The following is a 19402-nucleotide window of genomic DNA, read 5'->3' as shown; positions in this document are numbered from 1 at the left end:
ATGAACGTCCACGACAAGAACCAAGACCGCTCCCTGACCGCACACCAATAAGCGTCCTATGGCAACCACGCTCAACCCCAACCTGCTGCTGGCGATTCCGCTGGCGCCGCTTGCCGGCGCCGCGATAGCCGGCCTGTTCGGCACCAAGTTCTTCGGCACGTTCTCCTCCGAGACGCGCGGCGGACGGATCATCGCCCATTCGGCAACGATCCTCGGCGTCGCCATCGCGTTCGTGCTCTCGCTGCTGGTGCTGCGTGACGTCATGGACGGCGCCGGCTACAACGCCACCGTCTACGAATGGATGACCATCGGTACGCTGAAGCTGGAAGTCGGCTTCCTCGTTGATTCGCTGACCGCGATGATGATGGTGGTGGTGACCTTCGTCTCGCTGATGGTGCACATCTACACCGTCGGCTACATGGAAGGGGACCCCGGCTACAACCGCTTCTTCGCCTACATCTCGCTCTTCACCTTCTCGATGCTGATGCTGGTGATGAGCAACAACTTCCTGCAGCTGTTCTTTGGCTGGGAAGCCGTGGGCCTGGTCTCGTACCTGCTGATCGGCTTCTGGTACACGCGTCCGACCGCGATCTTCGCCAACATGAAGGCGTTCCTGGTCAACCGCGTGGGCGACTTCGGCTTCATCCTCGGCATTGGCCTGCTGCTGGCCTACAGCGGCAGCATGAACTACACCGACGTATTCGCCCAGCGCGAGCAACTGGCCGCCGTGATCTTCCCGGGCACCGACTGGCTGATGATCACCGTGGCGTGCATCTGCCTGTTCATCGGCGCGATGGGCAAGTCGGCGCAGTTCCCGCTGCACGTGTGGCTGCCTGACTCGATGGAAGGCCCGACCCCGATCTCGGCACTGATCCACGCGGCAACGATGGTGACCGCCGGCATCTTCATGGTGTCGCGCATGTCGCCGCTGTTCGAACTGTCGGACACCGCGCTGTCGTTCATCCTGGTCATCGGTGCGATCACCGCGCTGTTCATGGGCTTCCTTGGCATCATCCAGAACGACATCAAGCGCGTGGTGGCGTACTCGACGCTGTCGCAGCTCGGCTACATGACCGTGGCGCTGGGTGCCTCGGCCTACTCGGTGGCCGTGTTCCACCTGATGACGCACGCGTTCTTCAAGGCACTGCTGTTCCTGGGCGCCGGCTCGGTCATCATCGGCATGCACCACGACCAGGACATCCGCAACATGGGCGGCCTGCGCAAGTACATGCCGATCACGTGGATCACGTCGCTGGTGGGTTCGCTGGCGCTGATCGGCACGCCGTTCTTCTCGGGCTTCTACTCGAAGGATTCGATCATCGAGGCGGTGGCCGAGTCGCACCTGGCCGGTTCGGGCTTCGCGTACTTTGCTGTGCTGGCTGGCGTGTTCGTGACCGCGTTCTACTCGTTCCGCATGTACTTCCTGGTGTTCCACGGTGAAGAGCGCTGGGGCAAGGCTCACGCACATGACCACCACGACCACCATGACGAGGAAGATGCGCACGGCGACGACCATCACCATGGCCTGGCTCCGGGACAGAAGCCGCACGAGTCGCCGTGGGTGGTGACGCTGCCGCTGGTGCTGCTGGCCATTCCGTCGGTGATCATCGGCGCCATCGCCATCGAGCCGATGCTGTTCGGCGAGTTCTTCAAGCATGGCGTGGCGTTCAAGGACGTGATCTTCGTCGGCGAGAACCACCATGCGATGAAGGAACTGGAAGAAATGTTCCATGGCTGGGTGCCGATGGCGATCCACTCGCTGCAGACCCCGGTACTGTGGCTGGCCATTGCCGGCGTGGTGCTGTCGTGGTTCTTCTACATGAAGCGCCCGGACATCCCGGCGGCGATCAAGCAACGCTTCTCGGGCCTCTACACGCTGCTCGACAACAAGTACTACATGGACGCATTCAACCAGGCCGTGTTCGCCCGTGGCGCACGCCTGCTGGGTACGGGCCTGTGGAAGGGCGGCGACCAGAGCCTCATCGACGGACTGTTCGTCAACGGCTCGGCCCGCGTGGTGGCCTCGTTCGCCGCAGCCAGCCGCTACATCCAGTCTGGCTACATCTACCATTACGCTTTCGCGATGATCCTCGGCATGCTGGTGCTCCTGACGCTGACGATCACTGGCGTGATAGGCACCAAGTGATAGGCACCAAGTAAGGAAAACAAAGAAATGGTTCTGTCTTTCGCAATCTGGCTGCCTATCTTCTTCGGCCTGCTGGTATTGATGTTCGGCTCCGACAACAGCAAGTGCTTCGTGCGCTGGATGTCGCTGTTCGGCGCCATCGCCAGCTTCATCGTCACGCTGCCGCTGGTCCTGCACTTCGATACGTCGACGGCTGCGATGCAGTTCGTCGAGCAGGCGAACTGGATCGAGCGCTTCAACATCGCCTACCACCTTGGCGTGGATGGCATCTCGATGTGGTTCGTGGTGCTGACCGCGTTCATCACCGTGATCGTCGTGATCGCGGCCTGGGAAGTGATCACCGAGCGCGTGGCCGAGTACATGGCCGCGTTCCTGATCCTGTCGGGCCTGATGGTCGGCGTGTTCTGCGCGCTGGACGGCATGCTGTTCTACGTGTTCTTCGAGGCCACGCTGATCCCGATGTACATCATCATCGGTGTCTGGGGCGGGCCGAACCGCGTGTATGCCGCGTTCAAGTTCTTCCTCTACACGCTGCTCGGCTCGCTGCTGACGCTGGTCGCGCTGCTGTACCTGTACAACAAGACGGGGACGTTCGACATCCTGACCTGGCACCAGGCCAAGCTGTCGTTCGAAGAGCAGATCCTGATCTTCCTGGCTTTCTTCATGGCCTTTGCCGTGAAGGTGCCGATGTGGCCGGTGCACACCTGGCTGCCCGATGCCCACGTGGAAGCGCCGACCGGCGGTTCCGTGGTGCTGGCCGCCATCATGCTGAAGCTGGGTGCCTACGGCTTCCTGCGGTTCTCGCTGCCGATCGCCCCGGACGCCAGCCACTACATGGCACCGTTCATCATCACGATCTCGCTGATCGCGGTGATCTACATCGGCCTCGTGGCGCTGGTCCAGGCCGACATGAAGAAGCTGGTGGCGTACTCGTCGATTGCCCACATGGGTTTCGTGACGCTCGGTTTCTTCATCTTCAACGACATCGGTGTCGAGGGCGGTATCGTGCAGATGATCTCGCACGGCTTCGTCTCGGGCGCCATGTTCCTGTGCATCGGCGTGCTGTATGACCGCGTGCACTCGCGCCAGATCGCCGACTACGGCGGCGTGGTGAACGTGATGCCGAAGTTCGCCGCCTTCTCGGTGTTCTTCGCCATGGCCAACTGCGGCCTGCCGGCGACGTCGGGCTTCGTGGGCGAGTTCATGGTCATCCTGGGCGCCGTGAAGTACAACTTCTGGATTGGCCTGCTGGCCGCCACCGCCCTGATCTTCGGTGCAGCCTATTCGCTGTGGATGGTCAAGCGCGTGATCTTCGGCGACATCGTGCACGACCATGTGCGCGAACTGCTGGACCTGAACAAGCGCGAATTCCTGATGCTGGGCCTGCTGGCCATCCTCACGCTGTACATGGGCCTGTACCCGAAACCCTTCACCGACGTGATGCACGCCTCGGTGGTGAACCTGCTGTCCCACGTGGCACAGTCCAAGCTGTAAGCGGGGGAGAGAATAAACATGCAATCGTCCTCTAGCCTGGCCCCGGTGGCGCCAATCATCTTCCTGGCGGTCGCCATCGCGGCGATCAACTGGATCGACCTCGCCCGTGGCAAGAACCGCACGAGCCTGGCCTACCCGCTCTCCCTGCTGGTCACGCTCGTCCTGACGGGCTGGTTCGGCCTGAACGCGGCCAATGGCGAAACGCACTATGCGTTCGCCAACCTGGTCGTGATCGATCCGATGGCCAACGTGCTGTCGGCGTTCTGCGCGCTGGGCATGTTCCTGACGCTGGTCTACACGCGCCACTACCTTGGCGAGCGTGACATGTTCGCCGGCGAGTTCTACATGCTGGCGCTGTTCACGCTCGGCGGCCAGATCGTGATGATCACCGGCAACAATTTCCTGACGCTGTACCTGGGTCTGGAACTGCTGTCGCTGTCCTCGTACGCACTGGTGGCGCTGCGCCGCGATTCGCGCGTGACGTCGGAATCGGCCATCAAGTACTTTGTGCTGGGTGCGCTGGCCTCGGGCTTCCTGCTGTACGGCATGTCGATGATGTACGGCGCCACGGGTTCGCTGAACCTCGGCGAGGTCTTCCGCGTGGTGGAGTCGGGTCGCGTCAATACGACGATGCTGGCCTTCGGCGTGGTGTTCATCGTGGCCGGTCTGTCGTTCAAGCTTGGCGCCGCACCGTTCCACATGTGGATCCCGGATATCTACCAGGGCTCGCCGACCGCCGTGACGCTGCTGATCGCGGCCGGCCCGAAGGTTGCCGCCTTCGCGCTGATCCTGCGCGTACTGGTGGAAGGCCTGCTGCCGCTGGCCACCGACTGGCAGATGATGCTGGTGGTGCTGTCGATTGCCTCGCTGGTGATCGGCAACCTGACGGCCATCGTGCAGACCAACCTGAAGCGGATGCTGGCGTACTCGACCATCTCGCACATGGGCTTCATCCTGTTGGGCATGCTGTCCGGCGTGGTGGCGAACAAGGCGGATGGCGCGGCCAATGCGTACAGCTCGTCGATGTTCTACTCGATCACGTACATGCTGACCACGCTCGGCACGTTCGGCCTGATCCTGGTGCGTACGCGCAAGGGTTTCGAGGCTGAAACGCTGGACGACCTGAAGGGCATGTCGCGCCGCCATCCGTGGTTCGCGTTTCTGATGCTGGTGATGATGTTCTCGATGGCCGGCATTCCGCCGACCGTCGGCTTCTACGCCAAGCTGGCCGTGCTGCAGGCCGTGGTCAAGGCTGGCATGAGCTGGCTGGCGGTGGTGGCCGTGGTGTTCTCGCTGATCGGTGCCTTCTACTACCTGCGCGTGGTCAAGCTGATGTACTTTGATGCGCCGGCCGGCGACGAGCCGCTGGAGGCTTCGGGCGGCGTACGCGCGATGCTCAGTATCAATGGCCTGGCCGTGATCCTGCTGGGTATCTTCCCGGCGGCGCTGATGGGCCTGTGCTACCAGGCGATCCGTGCGACACTGGCGTCCTGACGCAGCAACGTTTTGAGGTGATGCGATGAGTTCCTCGGCAGGCGGTTGGTTTGTCATCTTGCTGGCACTGGTGTGTGCCAACCTGCCGTTCGTCAACCAGCGCCTGTTCGCGGCGGTGGGCCTGAAGTGGGCCCGCAAGCCGCTGTGGCTGCGCCTGGTGGAGCTCTTCACGTGGTACGTGGTGGCCGGCGCGGCCGGTCTTGCGGTGGAAGCCAGCCTTGGCAGCACCTTTGCGCAAGGCTGGCAGTTCTACGCCATCACGGGCTGCATGATGCTGGTGTTCGCCTTTCCCGGCTTCACCTGGCAATACCTGGTCAAACATCGCACGGCCTGACGCGGCCAACTTCCTGACGCCCCGGGACCGTGCCACACATCCGGAGCGTCCATGTCCGACAAGACTACCGCCGCCATTCCCGCCAGCCAGTCCGGTGCTTCCGAGCCCGATGACGGGCATCTGAGGGAAACTCCCGTCGCCTCGGCGACGATCCATCGCGGCAAGTTCCTGACTCTCAAGCAAGACATCGTCCGCCTGCCCGACGGCAAGCAGACCGGCCGCGAGTATGTGCTGCATCCCGGCGCGGTGATGATGATCCCGCTGTTCGACGACGGCACGGTGCTGATGGAGCGCCAGTTCCGCTACCCGGTGGGCGAGGTCATGCTGGAATTTCCGGCTGGCAAGCTCGACCCCGAAGAGGGGGCGCAGCGCTGCGGAGAGCGCGAACTGGAAGAAGAGACGGGATACACGGCACGGCGCTGGGACTACCTGACGCGCATCCACCCGGTCATTTCCTACTCCACCGAATTCATCGACCTCTTCCTGGCGCGCGACCTGACCGCCGGCGCAGCGAAGCTCGATGACGGCGAGTTCCTCGAGACGTTCATTACCCCGGTAGGGCAGGTGATCGACTGGGTGCGCCAGGGCCGCATCACCGACGTGAAGACGATCATCGGCGCTTTCTGGCTCGAGAAGATTGTCTCCGGCGCGTGGCAGCCGGGCGAGCAGTCCGAGCCGCCTTTTCCAGTCGTGCGGGCGAACGGGTGATGCGTCTGGCCACCCGCGGCGCGGCGTCGGTGGCGGGTGGCGATTCACCTTCTCAACTCCCGTCGGGGCAGTTAGCGTCAATGCAGTGTCACGTTGAAACAGGTTTTTTCGTTTTCTAGCATGGGTAGGCGTCGGGCTGCGGTCTGACGGCAGGGGCGCCATACGAGGTGCTCCGGCTCACAGGAGACCCCCATGTTACGCACGACACTCACCGGACTCTTCTCGCTCGGCTTCGCGGTATCGATCTTCCTGGCGCCCTTGTCAGCATCGGCGCAGTCGACGTATGCACGCACCCAGCACCCGATCATTCTCGTCCACGGGGGTCTCGGCACGTCACAGTATCTCGGGCTGGTGAACTACTTCTACGGGATCCCCGAAGACCTCGCCCAGAATGGCGCGGAGGTCTATGTCGTGCAGGTGGGCTCCGTCAACGGCGAGGGCCCTGACCGGCGTGGCGGCCAACTGGTCCAGTGGATGCAGGACTTCATGGTGGTGAATGGTCCCACGCAGTTCAACCTGATCGGGCACAGCATGGGTGGCTTGAGTTCCCGCTATGCCGCTTCCGTGCTGCCGAACAACGTAGTTTCGGTGACCACGATCGGCACGCCTCACAAGGGCATGGAACTGTTCGACCTGGCCGGCGAGCAACCGCCGGCCGTGCTGGCGCTGCTTACCATCGTGTTCAACCTGATCGGTTACGCCATCGACCTGACATCTGGCCAGCCACTCCCGCCCGATGCACTGGCAGCGCAACAGCAGCTGTCCACCGCGGGTTCGGCGGAGTACAACACCGCATATCCCAGCGCCGGCCTGCCGGCCAGTTGTACCGGCCCGACCGGCGAAGTCGATGTCCGCAACGGGCAGCGTCAGCTTCTCTACTCGTGGATGGGGGATGCGGCAGGCACTAACGTACTGGATCCGTCGGATCTCGTATTCATTCCGGTCGGAGCGCTCATCGAGTCCCGCAACGGCGGCAGCCACGACGGCTTCGTCTCTGTCTGCAGCGCGCGGTTCGGCAAGGAGCTCGGCATCTACGACTGGAACCACTTCGACGAGGTGAACCAGATTCTTGGCTTGCGTGGGTTGTGGTCGGCCGATCCCGTGGCAGTGATCCGGCAGCATGCCAATCGCTTGAAACTGGAAGGGTTGTGAGAAGCCGAGGCATGAAGTGGGCGGCGGCTGGAATCGGCTTCGCTGCTGTCTTGCTCTTCGTGTTTGGTGTAGGTGAACCACCTTCCGGGGATGCGGCAGAATCAGCCCGCCCCGGCGTTGGTGTACCAGCACGGATAGAGGCGGCCGGAGGCGAGCCCGATCCGCACCCCACCAGGGCCGGCGCGGATACCGCTGCGCCCGACGGACTCCTGACTGACGCCAACGGACGGTTGCGGATCACGCTGCAAACGCGGCACCTGTTCGAGTACTTCCTGGCGAGCGCCCCCAAAGCCAACCGACAGCACCAGATTGCGCGGCTGGAGGGGCACATCAGGAACGTTCTGGCAAAGCCCGCACCACTTGCCTTTGCCCAGGCGATGGACCTCGCGCAGCGGTTCATCGCCTATATGGACGCGCACGACGCGCTGTTGCCGACCTATGGCTTTGCGCGCCAGGCCGGCGCAGTGAGCACGGCCGATTTGCCTCGCATCGCCGAGTTCCTCAGGGCGAGGTCCGACATGCGGCGCCAGTATCTGGGTCCGGAGGTCGCAAGGGACTGGTACGGGGCAGAGGAAGACCGCGAGCAACGAGTGCTTGCCAGTCTCCGGTCCGGCGAAGGCCAGCAAGTGGAGCCAGCTCCGGTACCGCGGGCCCAGGCGCTGACCCAGCAGCTTCAGTCTCTGCGTGCACAAGGCGCAAGCGCTGACCAGATGCGCGAGTTCCTGCGCGCCAATGTGGGCGAGGATGCAGTGCGCCGCTTCGACGCCCAGCGCCAGGACGACGCGTTCTGGGCCGCCAGATATGAGAACTATCGGGCCGCTGCCGCACATGTCACCAACCACGGCGGACTGGATCCGGACGAGGCCGCTCGGCAACTCGAAGCCGTTCGCAGGCAGCACTTTGCCAATGCAGCGGAGGCCGCGCGCGCGGCCATGCTTGATCGCGACTCCCCGGCAACGGCGCAGGCGCCCCGCCCGCAGTAGCCTGCATCCGTGCGCAGGGCCGATGACCTCAACGGCCCGAATCCTGTAAGCTTGTGTCCGCCAACGGGCCGGGTTTTCCCTCGGTTCAGCGGCTTCCGGCAGCGTTCGCGTCGATATTGTGTCGTCCACGCATCCGCCCGCCGCAAACGGTCACGAAAAAAATTAGCACGACCGTTCACAAAATTTCGATTCACGGCTAACATTGCCCGACGGGCTGGAAAGATCATGAAGGTGCTCGACCTGCGCTGTGCGCAAGACCATCGTTTCGAGGGCTGGTTCGCCTCGGCGGAAGATGCGCAGTCGCAGATTTCACGCGATCTCGTTCAATGCCCGGTCTGTGGCGACCATGCGGTCAGCCGCCTGCCGAGCGCGCCGCGCCTGAACCTGTCGGGTGCGACCGCGAAGCCGGCGCCGGACCAGGGCCGCAAAGGCGGGGAAGGGCAGGCCGACGCGCAGCAGATGATGCAGGCGTTGCAGGCCACCTACCTGAAGGCCGTGCGGCAGGTCATGGCGCAGACCGAGGACGTGGGCGAGCGTTTCGTGGAAGAGGCACGGCGCATGCACTACGAGGAGGCACCGGAGCGCGGTATCCGCGGCTCGGCCACTCCCGAGGATGTGCAGGCGCTGGCCGACGAGGGCATCGACACCTTTCCGCTCATCGTGCCGGATGCATTGAAGCAGACGGCCCACTGAACAAGCATCCTGTGCCCGGTTCTATCCAGCGCAGCGATGCGCCGGGTATAACAAACGGCCGGCGCCCGCCGGCACCACCAATGGAGACGGGCATGGATCTCAACTACTCGGAGGCCGACAACGCCTTCCGTCAGGAAGTGCGCAGCTGGCTCGAGGCCAACCTGCCGGCGGAAATCCGCGAAAAGGTTCTCAACCACCGCCGCCCCAGCCGCGACGATCTGGTGCTCTGGCACAAGACGCTGGCCAAGAAGGGCTGGTCCGCGCCGCACTGGCCGGTGGATTTTGGCGGTACGGGCTGGAACGCCACGCAGCGCCATATCTGGGATGAGGAAAATGCCCGCGTCGGCGCGCCCGGCGTGCTGCCGTTTGGCGTGGCGATGGTTGCGCCCGTGATCATGAAGTACGGCAATGCCGAGCAGAAGTCGTACTATCTGCCGCGCATTCTGGACTGCACCGACTGGTGGTGCCAGGGTTACTCGGAGCCGGGCTCGGGCTCGGATCTGGCTTCGGTGAAGACCCGTGCCGAACTGACCGCCGATGGCAAGCACTACATCGTCAATGGCCAGAAGACCTGGACCACGCTCGGCCAGCACGCCGACATGATCTTCTGCCTGGTGCGCACCGACCCCGAGGCCAAGAAGCAGGAAGGCATCTCGTTCCTGCTGATCGACATGAAGACGCCGGGCATCACGGTGCGTCCGATCATCATGCTCGACGAAGACCACGAAGTGAATGAAGTGTTCTTCGACAACGTCAAGGTTCCGGTGGAGAACCGCGTCGGCGAGGAAAACCGCGGCTGGACGTACGCCAAGTACCTGCTCGGCCACGAGCGCACCGGCATTGCCCGCGTGGGCGCATCCAAGCGCGAACTGGGCTTCCTGAAGCGCGTGGCGCGCCAGCAGGAGAAGAACGGCAAGCCGCTGCTCGAAGATCCGGTGTTCGCCGGCAAGGTGGCCGCGCTGGAGATCGAACTGATGGCGCTGGAGATCACCGTGCTGCGCGTGGTGTCGAGCGAAGCGGCCGGCAAGGGCCCCGGCCCCGAGGCCTCGATGCTCAAGATCAAGGGCACCGAGATCCAGCAGATGCTGACCGAACTGATGGTGGAGGCCGCCGGCCCGTACGCCATGCCGTTCGATCCGGCCTACCTGGAGTGCGAGCAGGCGCATACGGTCACCGGCTACGACGATGCCGCGCCGCTGGCCGCGTACTACTTCAACTACCGCAAGACCTCGATCTACGGTGGTTCCAACGAAATTCAGAAGAACATCATCAGCCAGATGATCCTGGGGCTGTGAGGAGACACGCGACATGAACTTCAATCTCAGCGACGAACAGAAGCAACTGGCTGACGCGATCCGCCGCTTCGTGGAAAAGAGCTACGATTTCGAATCGCGCAAGAAAAACATGAAGTCCGAGCAGGGCTACGGCGCAAACGCCTGGGGCGCACTGGTCGAACTCGGCCTGACCGCGCTGCCGGTGCCGGAAGCGCAGGGCGGCTTCTCGGGCACGGCCGTCGACATGATGGTGGTGCAGCAGGAACTGGGCCGCGGCCTGGTGGTGGAGCCATACCTGGCGACGGTGGTGGGCGCCCAGGCACTCAAGCTGGCCGGCGGCCAGGAAGCCGTGCTGGAGCAGGTGGCCGGCGGCGAGGTGAAGCTGGCAACGGCGTTCGGCGAGCAGCAGTCGCGCTATGAACTGAACAACGTCCGCGTGACGGCCCAGGGCGGCAAGCTCAACGGCAAGAAGACGGTCGTGGTGCACGGCGCCCAAGCCGACAAGCTCGTGGTGTCGGCCCGCACCAGCGGCGGCCAGCGCGACCAGGACGGCATCTCGCTGTACCTCGTCGACACGAACGGCGCCGGCGTGACCGTGCAGGACTATCGCACGCTCGACAACCTGCATGCCGCTGACGTGACGTTCCAGGACGCGCCGGCCACGCTGCTGGGTACGGAAGGCAAGGGCTGGGACGTACTCGAAGCCACGGCCGACTATGCAGCAGTGCTGCTGTGCTCGGAAGCAGTCGGCATCCTCGACACGCTGAACGCCACGACGCTCGACTACGCCAAGACGCGCCAGCAGTTCGGCGTGCCGATCGCGCGCTTCCAGGCGCTGCAGCACCGCATGGTGGAGATGTTCATCCATGCCGAGCAGTCGCGCTCGATCACGCTGCTGGCCGCGGCCCGTTTCGACGAGGCCAGCCCCGAGGAACGCCGCCGCTACGTGTCTGCCGCCAAGGCGCGCGTGGGCCAGGCGGCCCGCTCGGTAGGCCAGGAGGCGGTGCAGATCCACGGCGGCATGGGCGTGACCGACGAAATGCCGGCCGCGCACATGTTCAAGCGGCTGACGTTCATCAACACGACCTTTGGCGATGTGGACCATCACCTGGGCCGATTCGCCAGCCAGCCGGGCTTCCAGGAAGCCGCCTGATCGACAGCCTTGACTTGAACCGCGCCGGAGACCCCGAGCGCGGTTTTTTGCTTTGGAGCCCCCATGTCCGACAAGATGTATTTCGAAGACTACGTCGTTGGCAGCGAGATCCCGCTCGGCAGCTACCACGTCACCGAGGAAGAGATCGTCGCTTTCGCCAGGCAGTACGACCCGCAGCCGTTCCATGTCGACAAGGCCGCCGCCGAGCAGAGCATCTACGGCGGGCTGATCTCGAGCGGCTGGATGACGTGCGGCATCATCATGCGCCTGCTGGTACAGTCGATGGGCGACCGGTCGACCAGCATGGGTTCGCCGGGCGTGGATGAAGTCCGCTGGATCAAGCCGGTCTATGCCGGCGACACCCTGACCGCCGTGCTGCGGATCCTGGAGACGCGGCCCTCGAACTCGAAGCCCGACCGTGGCGTGGTGCTGACCCAGTGGGTGGGCACCAATCAGAAGGGCGAGGTGGTCTGCACGGTCAAGGGCATGGGCATGTACAAGCGCCGCCCGGCGTAGCGTCCTGCCCCCAACAACAAGGAGATAGAGAACATGCGCACCATCGCATCGCTCGAAGAGCTGGAAACCCTTCAGGGCCAGGAAGTGGCCGTCAGCGAGTGGTTCGAGATCACCCAGCAGCAGGTCAACCTGTTCGCCGAGGCCACGGGTGACCACCAGTGGATCCACGTCGACGTCGAGCGCGCCCGGCGGGAGTCGCCGTTCGGCGCCCCGGTGGCCCACGGGTTCCTGACGCTGTCGCTGCTGCCGCAGCTGATGGCCAGCGCGATCCACATGGAAGGCGTCAAGATGGGCGTCAACTACGGGCTGAACCGCGTGCGCTTCACCGCGCCGGTGCCGGTGGGCAGCCGTCTGCGCGGCCGTGTGAAGCTGCTGAAGGTCGAGCGGCTCGACCCGACGCCGAACGGCCTGACCGGCGCGCAGTCGACGTGGGAGGTCACGATCGAGCGCGAGGGCAGTGACCGTCCGGTCTGCGTGGCAGAATCGATCAGCCGGCGCTATTCCTGAGCGTCCAGCATCGGATCGAAACGGGCCGCTAGAACGCGGCCCGTTTCTTTTGTCCAGAAAATTTCGCACTCCGCATCGGATCACAGTGTGACTGTTTCGTCTGCGCTACATCTGTGAACATTGTCCGATAAAAAGAACAGTGTTTCCGATGTGTTTGGGTTTACCCGCAATGTTGCGTTGCGGTACATTCGCGGCCAACGATGTTTTATGTAATGCGATATCCGCTCGGAGACCGTTTTCGCTGCGCTGGCGTAGCGGTCTATAGCAAGCGGTAATCGCGTGGGCATCGTTACACAACGCTTCTCCCGGTGGCTGCTCCGAACCGGGAACGATCGCAGTTCAGGCAGTCGGTTACCTCAGCGCACGCTTCCGCCCCCGGCGTTTCGCGCACGCAGTCGTCAGTTGCTGTCCAAGCCGCGTTCATGGCGTTGCCCGGCCGCATGGTCCATCGCCCCATCCGCATCGCCAGCTTTGGACACGTCCCCGGTTTTCCCCAGCCCAGCCAGCCCGTTGCCCCGTGCAGCAGGTGGCGGTGCCACGCTTGTGCACAGGCGTGGCGCAACCAGACCGTCGTGACATGAAGACACCAACATTGCCGCGCCTGATGCGGTTCCTGCCTTGCCTTGGCCTGCTCCTGCTGGCCGGCTGCGACTACGCCCTGATGAACCCCAAGGGGCAAGTCGGCGTGGACATCAAGGGCATCATCCTGATCGCCACCTGGCTCATGCTGCTGGTCGTCGTGCCGGTCATCGTGCTGATCTTCGTGTTCGCGTGGAAATACCGCGCCAGCAACACCAAGGCCACCTATGACCCCGACTGGTCGCACTCCACGAGGATCGAAGTGGTGGTGTGGCTGATTCCCTGCCTGATCATCATCGCGCTGGGCATCATCACGTGGAAGTCTTCGCACGACCTGGATCCGTACAAGCCGCTGGAATCGAACGTCAAGCCGATCCAGGTGGAAGCCGTGGCGATGAACTGGAAGTGGCTGTTCATCTATCCGGAACTGAAGATCGCGACGGTGAACCAGCTGGCGCTGCCGGTCAACACCCCGGTCAACTTCAAGATCACGTCGGATTCGATCATGAATTCGTTCTTCATCCCGCAACTGGGCAGCCAGGTGTATGCCATGGCCGGGATGGAAACCAAGCTGCACCTCATTGCCAATGAAGCCGGCTCGTACGACGGCATGTCCGCCAACTACAGCGGCGGCGGCTTCTCGGGCATGAAGTTCAAGGCGCTCGCCATGTCGAACTTCGAGTTCGACAAGTGGGTGGAACAGGTGCGCGCGTCCAGCAAGCAGCTCGCTTCGGCAGACTACAAGGTCCTGGCCAAGCCGAGCGAAGCAGAACCGGTGACGTACTTCGGCCGTGTCGAAGACGGACTGTTCACCGGCATCCTGCACCAGTACATGGGCCACGACGGCCAGGCAGTCGCCCGCGAAGGTTTCGATGGCGGTCCGGTCTGCACGTCGCGTAACACGCTCGGCGAAGAGCGTGTGTCCCTCACCACGCCGGCCACCCCGGCCGTGGGCGCGCAAATCTAGGAGCAATGATGTTTGGCAAATTGAGTTTGTCGGCGATTCCGTTTCATGAGCCGATCATCATGGTCACACTGACCTGCGTCGCCCTCGGTGGGCTGGCGCTGCTCGGTGCGATCTCGTATTTCAAGAAGTGGGGTTACCTGTGGACCGAGTGGATTACCTCGGTCGACCACAAGCGCATCGGCATCATGTATTCGCTGGTGGCGCTGATCATGCTGCTGCGCGGCTTTGCCGACGCGGTCATGATGCGTACCCAGCTGGCGGTTGCCACCAACGGCAACACCGGCTTCCTGCCGCCCGAGCACTATGACCAGGTGTTCACGGCGCACGGCGTCATCATGATCTTCTTCGTGGCCATGCCGCTGATGACGGGCCTGATGAACCTGGTGGTGCCGCTGCAGATCGGTGCGCGCGACGTGGCGTTCCCGTTCCTGAACACGCTGAGCTTCTGGCTGTTCGTGGCTGGCGCGATGCTGGTGAACGTGTCGCTGGGCGTTGGCGAATTCGCCAAGACCGGCTGGCTGGCCTACCCGCCGCTGTCGGGCATCGACTACAGCCCGGGCGTGGGGGTGGACTACTACCTCTGGGCCCTGCAGATATCAGGGTTGGGCACGCTGCTGACCGGCGTGAACTTCCTGGTGACGATCCTGAAGATGCGCGCCCCGGGCATGACGCTGATGCGCATGCCGGTGTTCACGTGGACCGTGCTGTGCACGAACGTGCTGATCGTGGCCGCCTTCCCGGTGCTGACGGTGTCGCTGGCACTGCTGGGCCTGGACCGTTACTTCGACATGCACTTCTTCACGAACGATGGCGGCGGTAACGCCATGATGTACGTGAACCTGATCTGGATCTGGGGTCACCCCGAGGTCTACATCCTGGTGCTGCCGGCCTTCGGTATCTTCTCGGAAATCATCGCCACGTTCTCGCGCAAGAAGCTGTTCGGCTACAAGGGCATGGTTTATGCCACCAGCGCGATCATGGTGCTGTCGTTCATCGTCTGGCTGCACCACTTCTTCACGATGGGCTCCGGCGCCAACGTGAATGCGTTCTTCGGCATCACCACGATGATCATCTCGATCCCGACGGGCGTGAAGATCTTCAACTGGCTGTTCACGATGTACCGTGGCCGCGTGGAGTTCACGTCGCCGGTGCTGTGGACGCTGGGCTTCATGGTCACGTTCGTGATCGGCGGCATGACCGGCGTGCTGATGGCCGTGCCGGCTGCTGACTTCGTGCTGCACAACTCGCTGTTCCTGATTGCCCACTTCCATAACGTGATCATCGGCGGCGTGCTGTTCGGCTACCTGGCCGGCGTCACCTACTGGTGGCCGAAGGCGTTCGGCTTCAAGCTGAACGAGCGCCTGGGCAAGTGCGCTTTCTGGTGCTGGCTGGTGGGCTTCTACTTCGCCTTCATGCCGCTGTACGTGCTGGGCCTGATGGGCATGACCCGTCGCCTGAACCACACCGACAACCCGGAATGGACGCCGTGGCTGCATCTGGCCGTGGTGGGCGTGGTGTTCGTGGCCATGGGCATCGGCTTCCAGGTGCTGCAGATCATCGTGTCGATCCGCGACCGCAAGAAGCTGGCCGACGTGACTGGCGACCCGTGGGGTGGCCGTACGCTGGAATGGGCAACGTCGTCGCCGCCCGCGTTCTACAACTTCGCGCACACCCCGGTGGTGCGTGACCTGGACGCGTTCGCCGACATGAAGGCCCGTGGCGAGAAGATCCGCACGGACGGCTTCGAGCAGATCCACATGCCGAAGAACACCGCTGCCGGCTTCTACATGGGTGCCTGGAGCCTGGCGCTGGGCTTTGCGCTGACGTGGCACATCTGGTGGCTTGCCGCCGTGGGCCTGGTCGGCATGGTGGTGGCGTTCATCCGCCGCGCCAACGATGACCACATCGACTACTACGTGCCGGCCACCGAGGTCGAGCAGATCGAAACCCGCTACCAGCAGCGCGTTGCTGCCCAGGGCTGATAACCATGTCGACAGAAGTACTTGACCGCTTCGGGGCGCAAGCCCCCGCGCATGCGCACTCGCACGACGAGTCGCACGACCACGCGCATCACGACACCAGCGAGAACACCGTCTTCGGTTTCTGGCTGTACCTGATGAGCGACTGCATCCTGTTCGCGTGCCTGTTCGCCGCCTACGCCGTCCTGCGCGGCGAAGTGGCAGGCGGCCCGTCGGGCAAGGAGCTGTTCGATCTGAACTTCGTGCTGGTGGAAACCGGCATCCTGCTGGTGTCGTCGATCACCTATGGCTTTGCCATGGTGTCGATGCAAAACCAGCAGCGCGGCCGCGTGATGTTCTGGCTGGCCGTGACGTTCCTGCTCGGCGCGGCATTCATGTGCATGGAAATCTACGAGTTCCAGCATCTGATCCATGAAGGCGCCGGCCCGAGCCGCAGCGCATTCCTGTCGTCGTTCTTCACGCTGGTGGGCACCCACGGCCTGCACGTCGCAAGCGGCATGCTGTGGATGCTGGTGCTGATGTACCAACTGTCGAAGAAGGGCCTGACCCCGGTCGTGACCAAGCGCCTGAACTGCCTGAGCCTGTTCTGGCACTTCCTGGACGTGGTCTGGATCGGTGTGTTCACCGTCGTCTACCTGATGGGAGCAATGTAAATGGCACAGCAACACGCTACGGGCGCCCATGGCGCCTCGCATGGCCACAGCAGCGTCAAGTCGTATGTCATCGGCTTCGTGCTGGCGGTCATCCTGACGGCCATCCCGTTCAAGATCGTGATGGATGGCTCGATGGACCGCGCCACCATGCTCTGGATCGTCCTGGGCCTGGCCGTGGTGCAGATCATCGTGCATCTGAAGTACTTCCTGCACCTGGACGGTTCGGATGGACAGAAGTGGAACGTGATGGCCCTGCTGTTCACGGTCCTGATCCTGTTCATCGTGCTGGCCGGTTCGCTCTGGATCATGCACAACATGAACGCCAACATGATGCCGTGGATGAGCAAGTAAGCATCCTCGCCTCTGCATGAAAAACGGGACCCCAGCGGGTCCCGTTTTTTTTTGCCTGCCGCCGCCGGCAGCGCGAGCCCTGCGGCAGCGCCGATCCGGGGTCGGCAGCTTCAGAGGTACCGCAGGGTAAACGTGGCGAGACCGTCGATCGGGAGGTCGCTATCGATATTCGGCAGATCTGCTTTCTTGTTCAGCGCTGTCTTGATGACCAGTTCCTGGGAGATATTCTGGTGATTCACCGGCGAGGTACCGCTGGTGCCGCTCCAGCTATGCATCCAGGCTGGTCCCATCGCGTCGTTGCTCGAATACGCTTTCCACCCCGTCGATGCCCCCTTCCAGATAGTTGTGACGGTCTTGCCGTCCGCCGTGGCGGTATGCTTCGGCACGATGACGTACGAACCCAGCTTGTTGTTTCCGCTCTTTCCCAGGCCGAAGCCATTGCCGTCGTAGTACGCCGAGGTAATGAAATGCGGGATGCCGCTCACGCTGGATCCGGACCGGGCGTCAGTGAGGCCTACCGCGACCGCCATGCTGGCTTCACAGTCGATGTTCATGGTTAGCGTGGCGTCGTCCAGCCGGGTGAACTCCGAATTCTTCAGATCGAGGGCTTTGACGATGCCCTGATCGACTACCCCATTGTTCGACAGGCTGACGTTGCATGCGGCAGGACGGATCAAGCCGCCCACGCTCAGGTCGGCATTCTCTGCAGCCTGCGCCCCCATTGCACACAAACCGAGCACCACGCCGGCCAGCATTCGTTGTGCGGTGTTCATCGCAATTCTCCTAGTCAGAAACCCCGTACCTCTGTGCGAGGGCTTACGCAGTCAATTCTGGTCGGTCATGCGAAACCTAATAATGGCCGTTTCCTTAAAACGCCAGAAGTGGGGCGGGATGCACCAACTCTGGTGTTGCACAGTCGCGGTGCATCGACGCGGCTGCCCGATGAGCACTGTTCTGGTGCCGCATTGCCGGACGCGAGGTCCGTTCCGTCGCCTGCGGCGCTTCCTCGCTTGCCTGACGTCACGTGCCGGCTTCCGGTCCATTGGCACGCTAGTTGCAGAAGCATCACCCGGGGTGCGTAGTCCCTGCCAAAACACAAACCACACGAACCGGACGAACTGGGAGCTGCAATGAAACGACGTGACATGCTGACGCTGACGGCCGTAGCCGCCGCCGCGATGATCGGTACCAGCCCGCTGATGGCGCAGACCAAGGAACCGATCAAGATCGGCATCCTGCATTCGCTGTCGGGCACCATGGCCATTTCCGAGACGTCGCTCAAGGACGTGGCGCTCATGACGATCGACGAGATCAACAAGAGCGGCGGCGTGCTGGGCCGCAAGCTCGAGCCGGTAGTGGTAGACCCCGCGTCGAACTGGCCGCTGTTCGCCGAGAAGGCGCGCCAGCTGATCACCAAGGACAAGGTTGCCGTGACATTCGGCTGCTGGACGTCGGTGTCGCGCAAGTCGGTGCTGCCGGTCTACGAGGAACTGAACTCGCTGCTGTTCTATCCGGTGCAGTACGAGGGCGAGGAAATGTCCAGGAACGTGTTCTACACGGGCGCCGCGCCGAACCAGCAGGCCATCCCGGCCGTGGAATACCTGATGAGCAAGGAAGGCGGCGGTGCCAAGCGTTACTTCCTGCTGGGTACGGACTATGTCTACCCGCGCACCACCAACAAGATCCTGCGCGCCTTCCTGAAGAGCAAGGGCGTGGCCGACAAGGATATCGAGGAGGTCTACACGCCGTTCGGCCATAGCGATTACCAGACCATCGTCGCCAACATCAAGAAGTTCTCGCAAGGCGGCAAGACGGCCGTGATCTCGACGATCAACGGCGACTCCAACGTGCCGTTCTACAAGGAACTGGGCAACGCCGGCCTCAAGGCCAAGGACGTGCCGGTGGTGGCGTTCTCCGTGGGCGAGGAAGAACTGCGCGGGATCGACACCAAGCCGCTGGTGGGCCACCTGGCCGCCTGGAACTACTTCATGTCGGTCAAGAACGCCGAGAACGACGCGTTCAAGAAGCAGTGGGCGGCATGGGTCAAGGCCAACAACCTGCCCGGCGGTGACAAGCGCGTGACCAATGACCCGATGGAAGCCACCTACGTGGGCATCCACATGTGGGCGCAGGCCGTCAAGAAAGCCGGCTCGACCGATCCGGACAAGGTGCGCGCCGCCATGTACGGCCAGACGTTCAAGGCGCCCGACGGCTTCACGCTGACGATGGGCGACAACCACCACCTCTACAAGCCCGTGATGATTGGCGAGGTGAAGGGCGACGGCCAGTTCAACGTGGTGTGGAAGACCGCCAAGCCGATCCGCGCCCAGCCGTGGAGCCCGTTCATCGCGGGTAACGAAGGCAAGGCGGACAAGGTCAGCAACTAAGGCATCGCTGCTATCCGTTGCTATTCGCTCCC

At 63.1% G+C, this 19402-nt stretch carries 18 protein-coding genes; 17 read left to right on the top strand and 1 reads right to left on the bottom strand.

Annotation, left to right across the window (positions count from 1 at the left end; all coding sequences use genetic code 11):
* Positions 1–58: 58 nt before the first annotated feature.
* The 16 genes from nuoL (at position 59) to cyoD (ending at position 16983) form a co-directional block, all read left to right on the top strand.
* The gene (gene nuoL, locus EV147_RS08505; RefSeq protein WP_130390653.1) at positions 59–2146 is read left to right on the top strand and encodes an NADH-quinone oxidoreductase subunit L; all 2088 of its coding nucleotides are present in this window, start codon (positions 59–61) and stop codon (positions 2144–2146) included.
* A 27-nt stretch (positions 2147–2173) separates the two neighbouring features.
* Positions 2174–3640 (top strand): NADH-quinone oxidoreductase subunit M, encoded by a 1467-nt coding sequence (locus EV147_RS08500; protein WP_130390652.1) that lies wholly within the window; start codon positions 2174–2176, stop codon positions 3638–3640.
* A gap of 18 nt (positions 3641–3658) precedes the next feature.
* Positions 3659–5134: an NADH-quinone oxidoreductase subunit NuoN gene (gene nuoN, locus EV147_RS08495; RefSeq protein WP_130390651.1), complete on the top strand. Its 1476-nt coding sequence runs from the start codon at positions 3659–3661 to the stop codon at positions 5132–5134.
* A gap of 25 nt (positions 5135–5159) precedes the next feature.
* Positions 5160–5468, top strand: coding sequence for a DUF2818 family protein (locus tag EV147_RS08490; RefSeq protein ID WP_130390650.1), 309 nt, complete (start codon positions 5160–5162; stop codon positions 5466–5468).
* Positions 5469–5519: 51 nt separating this feature from the next.
* On the top strand, positions 5520–6176 hold the full coding sequence (locus tag EV147_RS08485) for an NUDIX domain-containing protein (protein ID WP_130390649.1): 657 nt from the start codon (positions 5520–5522) through the stop codon (positions 6174–6176).
* Between the two features lie 192 nt (positions 6177–6368).
* Entirely contained in the window at positions 6369–7328 is a 960-nt protein-coding gene (locus tag EV147_RS08480; RefSeq protein ID WP_130390648.1) for an esterase/lipase family protein, read from the top strand.
* A gap of 11 nt (positions 7329–7339) precedes the next feature.
* Complete coding sequence (locus EV147_RS08475) at positions 7340–8311, top strand: lipase secretion chaperone (RefSeq protein WP_130390647.1); 972 nt, start codon at positions 7340–7342, stop codon at positions 8309–8311.
* 225 nt (positions 8312–8536) lie between these two features.
* Entirely contained in the window at positions 8537–9004 is a 468-nt protein-coding gene (locus EV147_RS08470) for a DUF1178 family protein (protein WP_130390646.1), read from the top strand.
* Between the two features lie 92 nt (positions 9005–9096).
* On the top strand, positions 9097–10299 hold the full coding sequence (locus tag EV147_RS08465; protein ID WP_130390645.1) for an acyl-CoA dehydrogenase family protein: 1203 nt from the start codon (positions 9097–9099) through the stop codon (positions 10297–10299).
* A gap of 13 nt (positions 10300–10312) precedes the next feature.
* Entirely contained in the window at positions 10313–11431 is a 1119-nt protein-coding gene (locus EV147_RS08460; protein ID WP_130390644.1) for an acyl-CoA dehydrogenase family protein, read from the top strand.
* 63 nt (positions 11432–11494) lie between these two features.
* Positions 11495–11947: a MaoC family dehydratase gene (locus EV147_RS08455; RefSeq protein ID WP_130390643.1), complete on the top strand. Its 453-nt coding sequence runs from the start codon at positions 11495–11497 to the stop codon at positions 11945–11947.
* Between the two features lie 33 nt (positions 11948–11980).
* Positions 11981–12454, top strand: a complete 474-nt coding sequence (locus EV147_RS08450) for a MaoC family dehydratase (protein WP_130390642.1) — start codon at positions 11981–11983, stop codon at positions 12452–12454.
* A gap of 577 nt (positions 12455–13031) precedes the next feature.
* The gene (cyoA, locus tag EV147_RS08445) at positions 13032–14000 is read left to right on the top strand and encodes a ubiquinol oxidase subunit II (protein WP_130390641.1); all 969 of its coding nucleotides are present in this window, start codon (positions 13032–13034) and stop codon (positions 13998–14000) included.
* An 8-nt stretch (positions 14001–14008) separates the two neighbouring features.
* Positions 14009–15982 carry a cytochrome o ubiquinol oxidase subunit I gene (gene cyoB / locus EV147_RS08440; RefSeq protein WP_130391236.1) on the top strand — a complete coding sequence of 658 codons (1974 nt, stop codon included), beginning with the start codon at positions 14009–14011 and terminating at the stop codon, positions 15980–15982.
* Between the two features lie 5 nt (positions 15983–15987).
* Positions 15988–16632 (top strand): cytochrome o ubiquinol oxidase subunit III, encoded by a 645-nt coding sequence (cyoC, locus tag EV147_RS08435; RefSeq protein ID WP_130390640.1) that lies wholly within the window; start codon positions 15988–15990, stop codon positions 16630–16632.
* Entirely contained in the window at positions 16633–16983 is a 351-nt protein-coding gene (gene cyoD / locus EV147_RS08430; protein ID WP_130390639.1) for a cytochrome o ubiquinol oxidase subunit IV, read from the top strand.
* A 110-nt stretch (positions 16984–17093) separates the two neighbouring features.
* Here the strand turns inward: cyoD and EV147_RS08425 are convergent, their stop codons facing one another.
* The gene (locus EV147_RS08425) at positions 17094–17756 is read right to left on the bottom strand and encodes a DUF1120 domain-containing protein (RefSeq protein ID WP_130390638.1); all 663 of its coding nucleotides are present in this window, start codon (positions 17754–17756) and stop codon (positions 17094–17096) included.
* A gap of 357 nt (positions 17757–18113) precedes the next feature.
* Between EV147_RS08425 and urtA the strand changes: the two genes are divergently transcribed.
* Entirely contained in the window at positions 18114–19370 is a 1257-nt protein-coding gene (gene urtA / locus EV147_RS08420; RefSeq protein WP_130390637.1) for an urea ABC transporter substrate-binding protein, read from the top strand.
* Positions 19371–19402: the final 32 nt, after the last annotated feature.

The organism is Cupriavidus agavae, assembly GCF_004217045.1.
GTDB classification, from domain to species: Bacteria; Pseudomonadota; Gammaproteobacteria; order Burkholderiales; family Burkholderiaceae; genus Cupriavidus; species Cupriavidus agavae.
This window is presented reverse-complemented; position numbering and strand designations above follow the sequence as displayed.

Excerpts from the sequence above, each read along its gene's own strand:
- nuoL (WP_130390653.1), top strand. The coding sequence starts at position 59 with ATGGCAACCACGCTCAACCCCAACCTGCTGCTGGCGATTCCGCTGGCG.
- EV147_RS08480 (WP_130390648.1), top strand. The coding sequence starts at position 6,369 with ATGTTACGCACGACACTCACCGGACTCTTCTCGCTCGGCTTCGCGGTA.
- EV147_RS08470 (WP_130390646.1), top strand. The coding sequence starts at position 8,537 with ATGAAGGTGCTCGACCTGCGCTGTGCGCAAGACCATCGTTTCGAGGGC.
- cyoB (WP_130391236.1), top strand. The coding sequence starts at position 14,009 with ATGTTTGGCAAATTGAGTTTGTCGGCGATTCCGTTTCATGAGCCGATC.
- EV147_RS08460 (WP_130390644.1), top strand. The coding sequence starts at position 10,313 with ATGAACTTCAATCTCAGCGACGAACAGAAGCAACTGGCTGACGCGATC.
- EV147_RS08485 (WP_130390649.1), top strand. The coding sequence starts at position 5,520 with ATGTCCGACAAGACTACCGCCGCCATTCCCGCCAGCCAGTCCGGTGCT.
- EV147_RS08425 (WP_130390638.1), bottom strand. The coding sequence starts at position 17,756 with ATGAACACCGCACAACGAATGCTGGCCGGCGTGGTGCTCGGTTTGTGT.
- EV147_RS08500 (WP_130390652.1), top strand. The coding sequence starts at position 2,174 with ATGGTTCTGTCTTTCGCAATCTGGCTGCCTATCTTCTTCGGCCTGCTG.
- EV147_RS08475 (WP_130390647.1), top strand. The coding sequence starts at position 7,340 with ATGAAGTGGGCGGCGGCTGGAATCGGCTTCGCTGCTGTCTTGCTCTTC.
- EV147_RS08490 (WP_130390650.1), top strand. The coding sequence starts at position 5,160 with ATGAGTTCCTCGGCAGGCGGTTGGTTTGTCATCTTGCTGGCACTGGTG.
- EV147_RS08465 (WP_130390645.1), top strand. The coding sequence starts at position 9,097 with ATGGATCTCAACTACTCGGAGGCCGACAACGCCTTCCGTCAGGAAGTG.
- cyoD (WP_130390639.1), top strand. The coding sequence starts at position 16,633 with ATGGCACAGCAACACGCTACGGGCGCCCATGGCGCCTCGCATGGCCAC.
- EV147_RS08450 (WP_130390642.1), top strand. The coding sequence starts at position 11,981 with ATGCGCACCATCGCATCGCTCGAAGAGCTGGAAACCCTTCAGGGCCAG.
- cyoA (WP_130390641.1), top strand. The coding sequence starts at position 13,032 with ATGAAGACACCAACATTGCCGCGCCTGATGCGGTTCCTGCCTTGCCTT.
- urtA (WP_130390637.1), top strand. The coding sequence starts at position 18,114 with ATGAAACGACGTGACATGCTGACGCTGACGGCCGTAGCCGCCGCCGCG.
- EV147_RS08455 (WP_130390643.1), top strand. The coding sequence starts at position 11,495 with ATGTCCGACAAGATGTATTTCGAAGACTACGTCGTTGGCAGCGAGATC.
- cyoC (WP_130390640.1), top strand. The coding sequence starts at position 15,988 with ATGTCGACAGAAGTACTTGACCGCTTCGGGGCGCAAGCCCCCGCGCAT.
- nuoN (WP_130390651.1), top strand. The coding sequence starts at position 3,659 with ATGCAATCGTCCTCTAGCCTGGCCCCGGTGGCGCCAATCATCTTCCTG.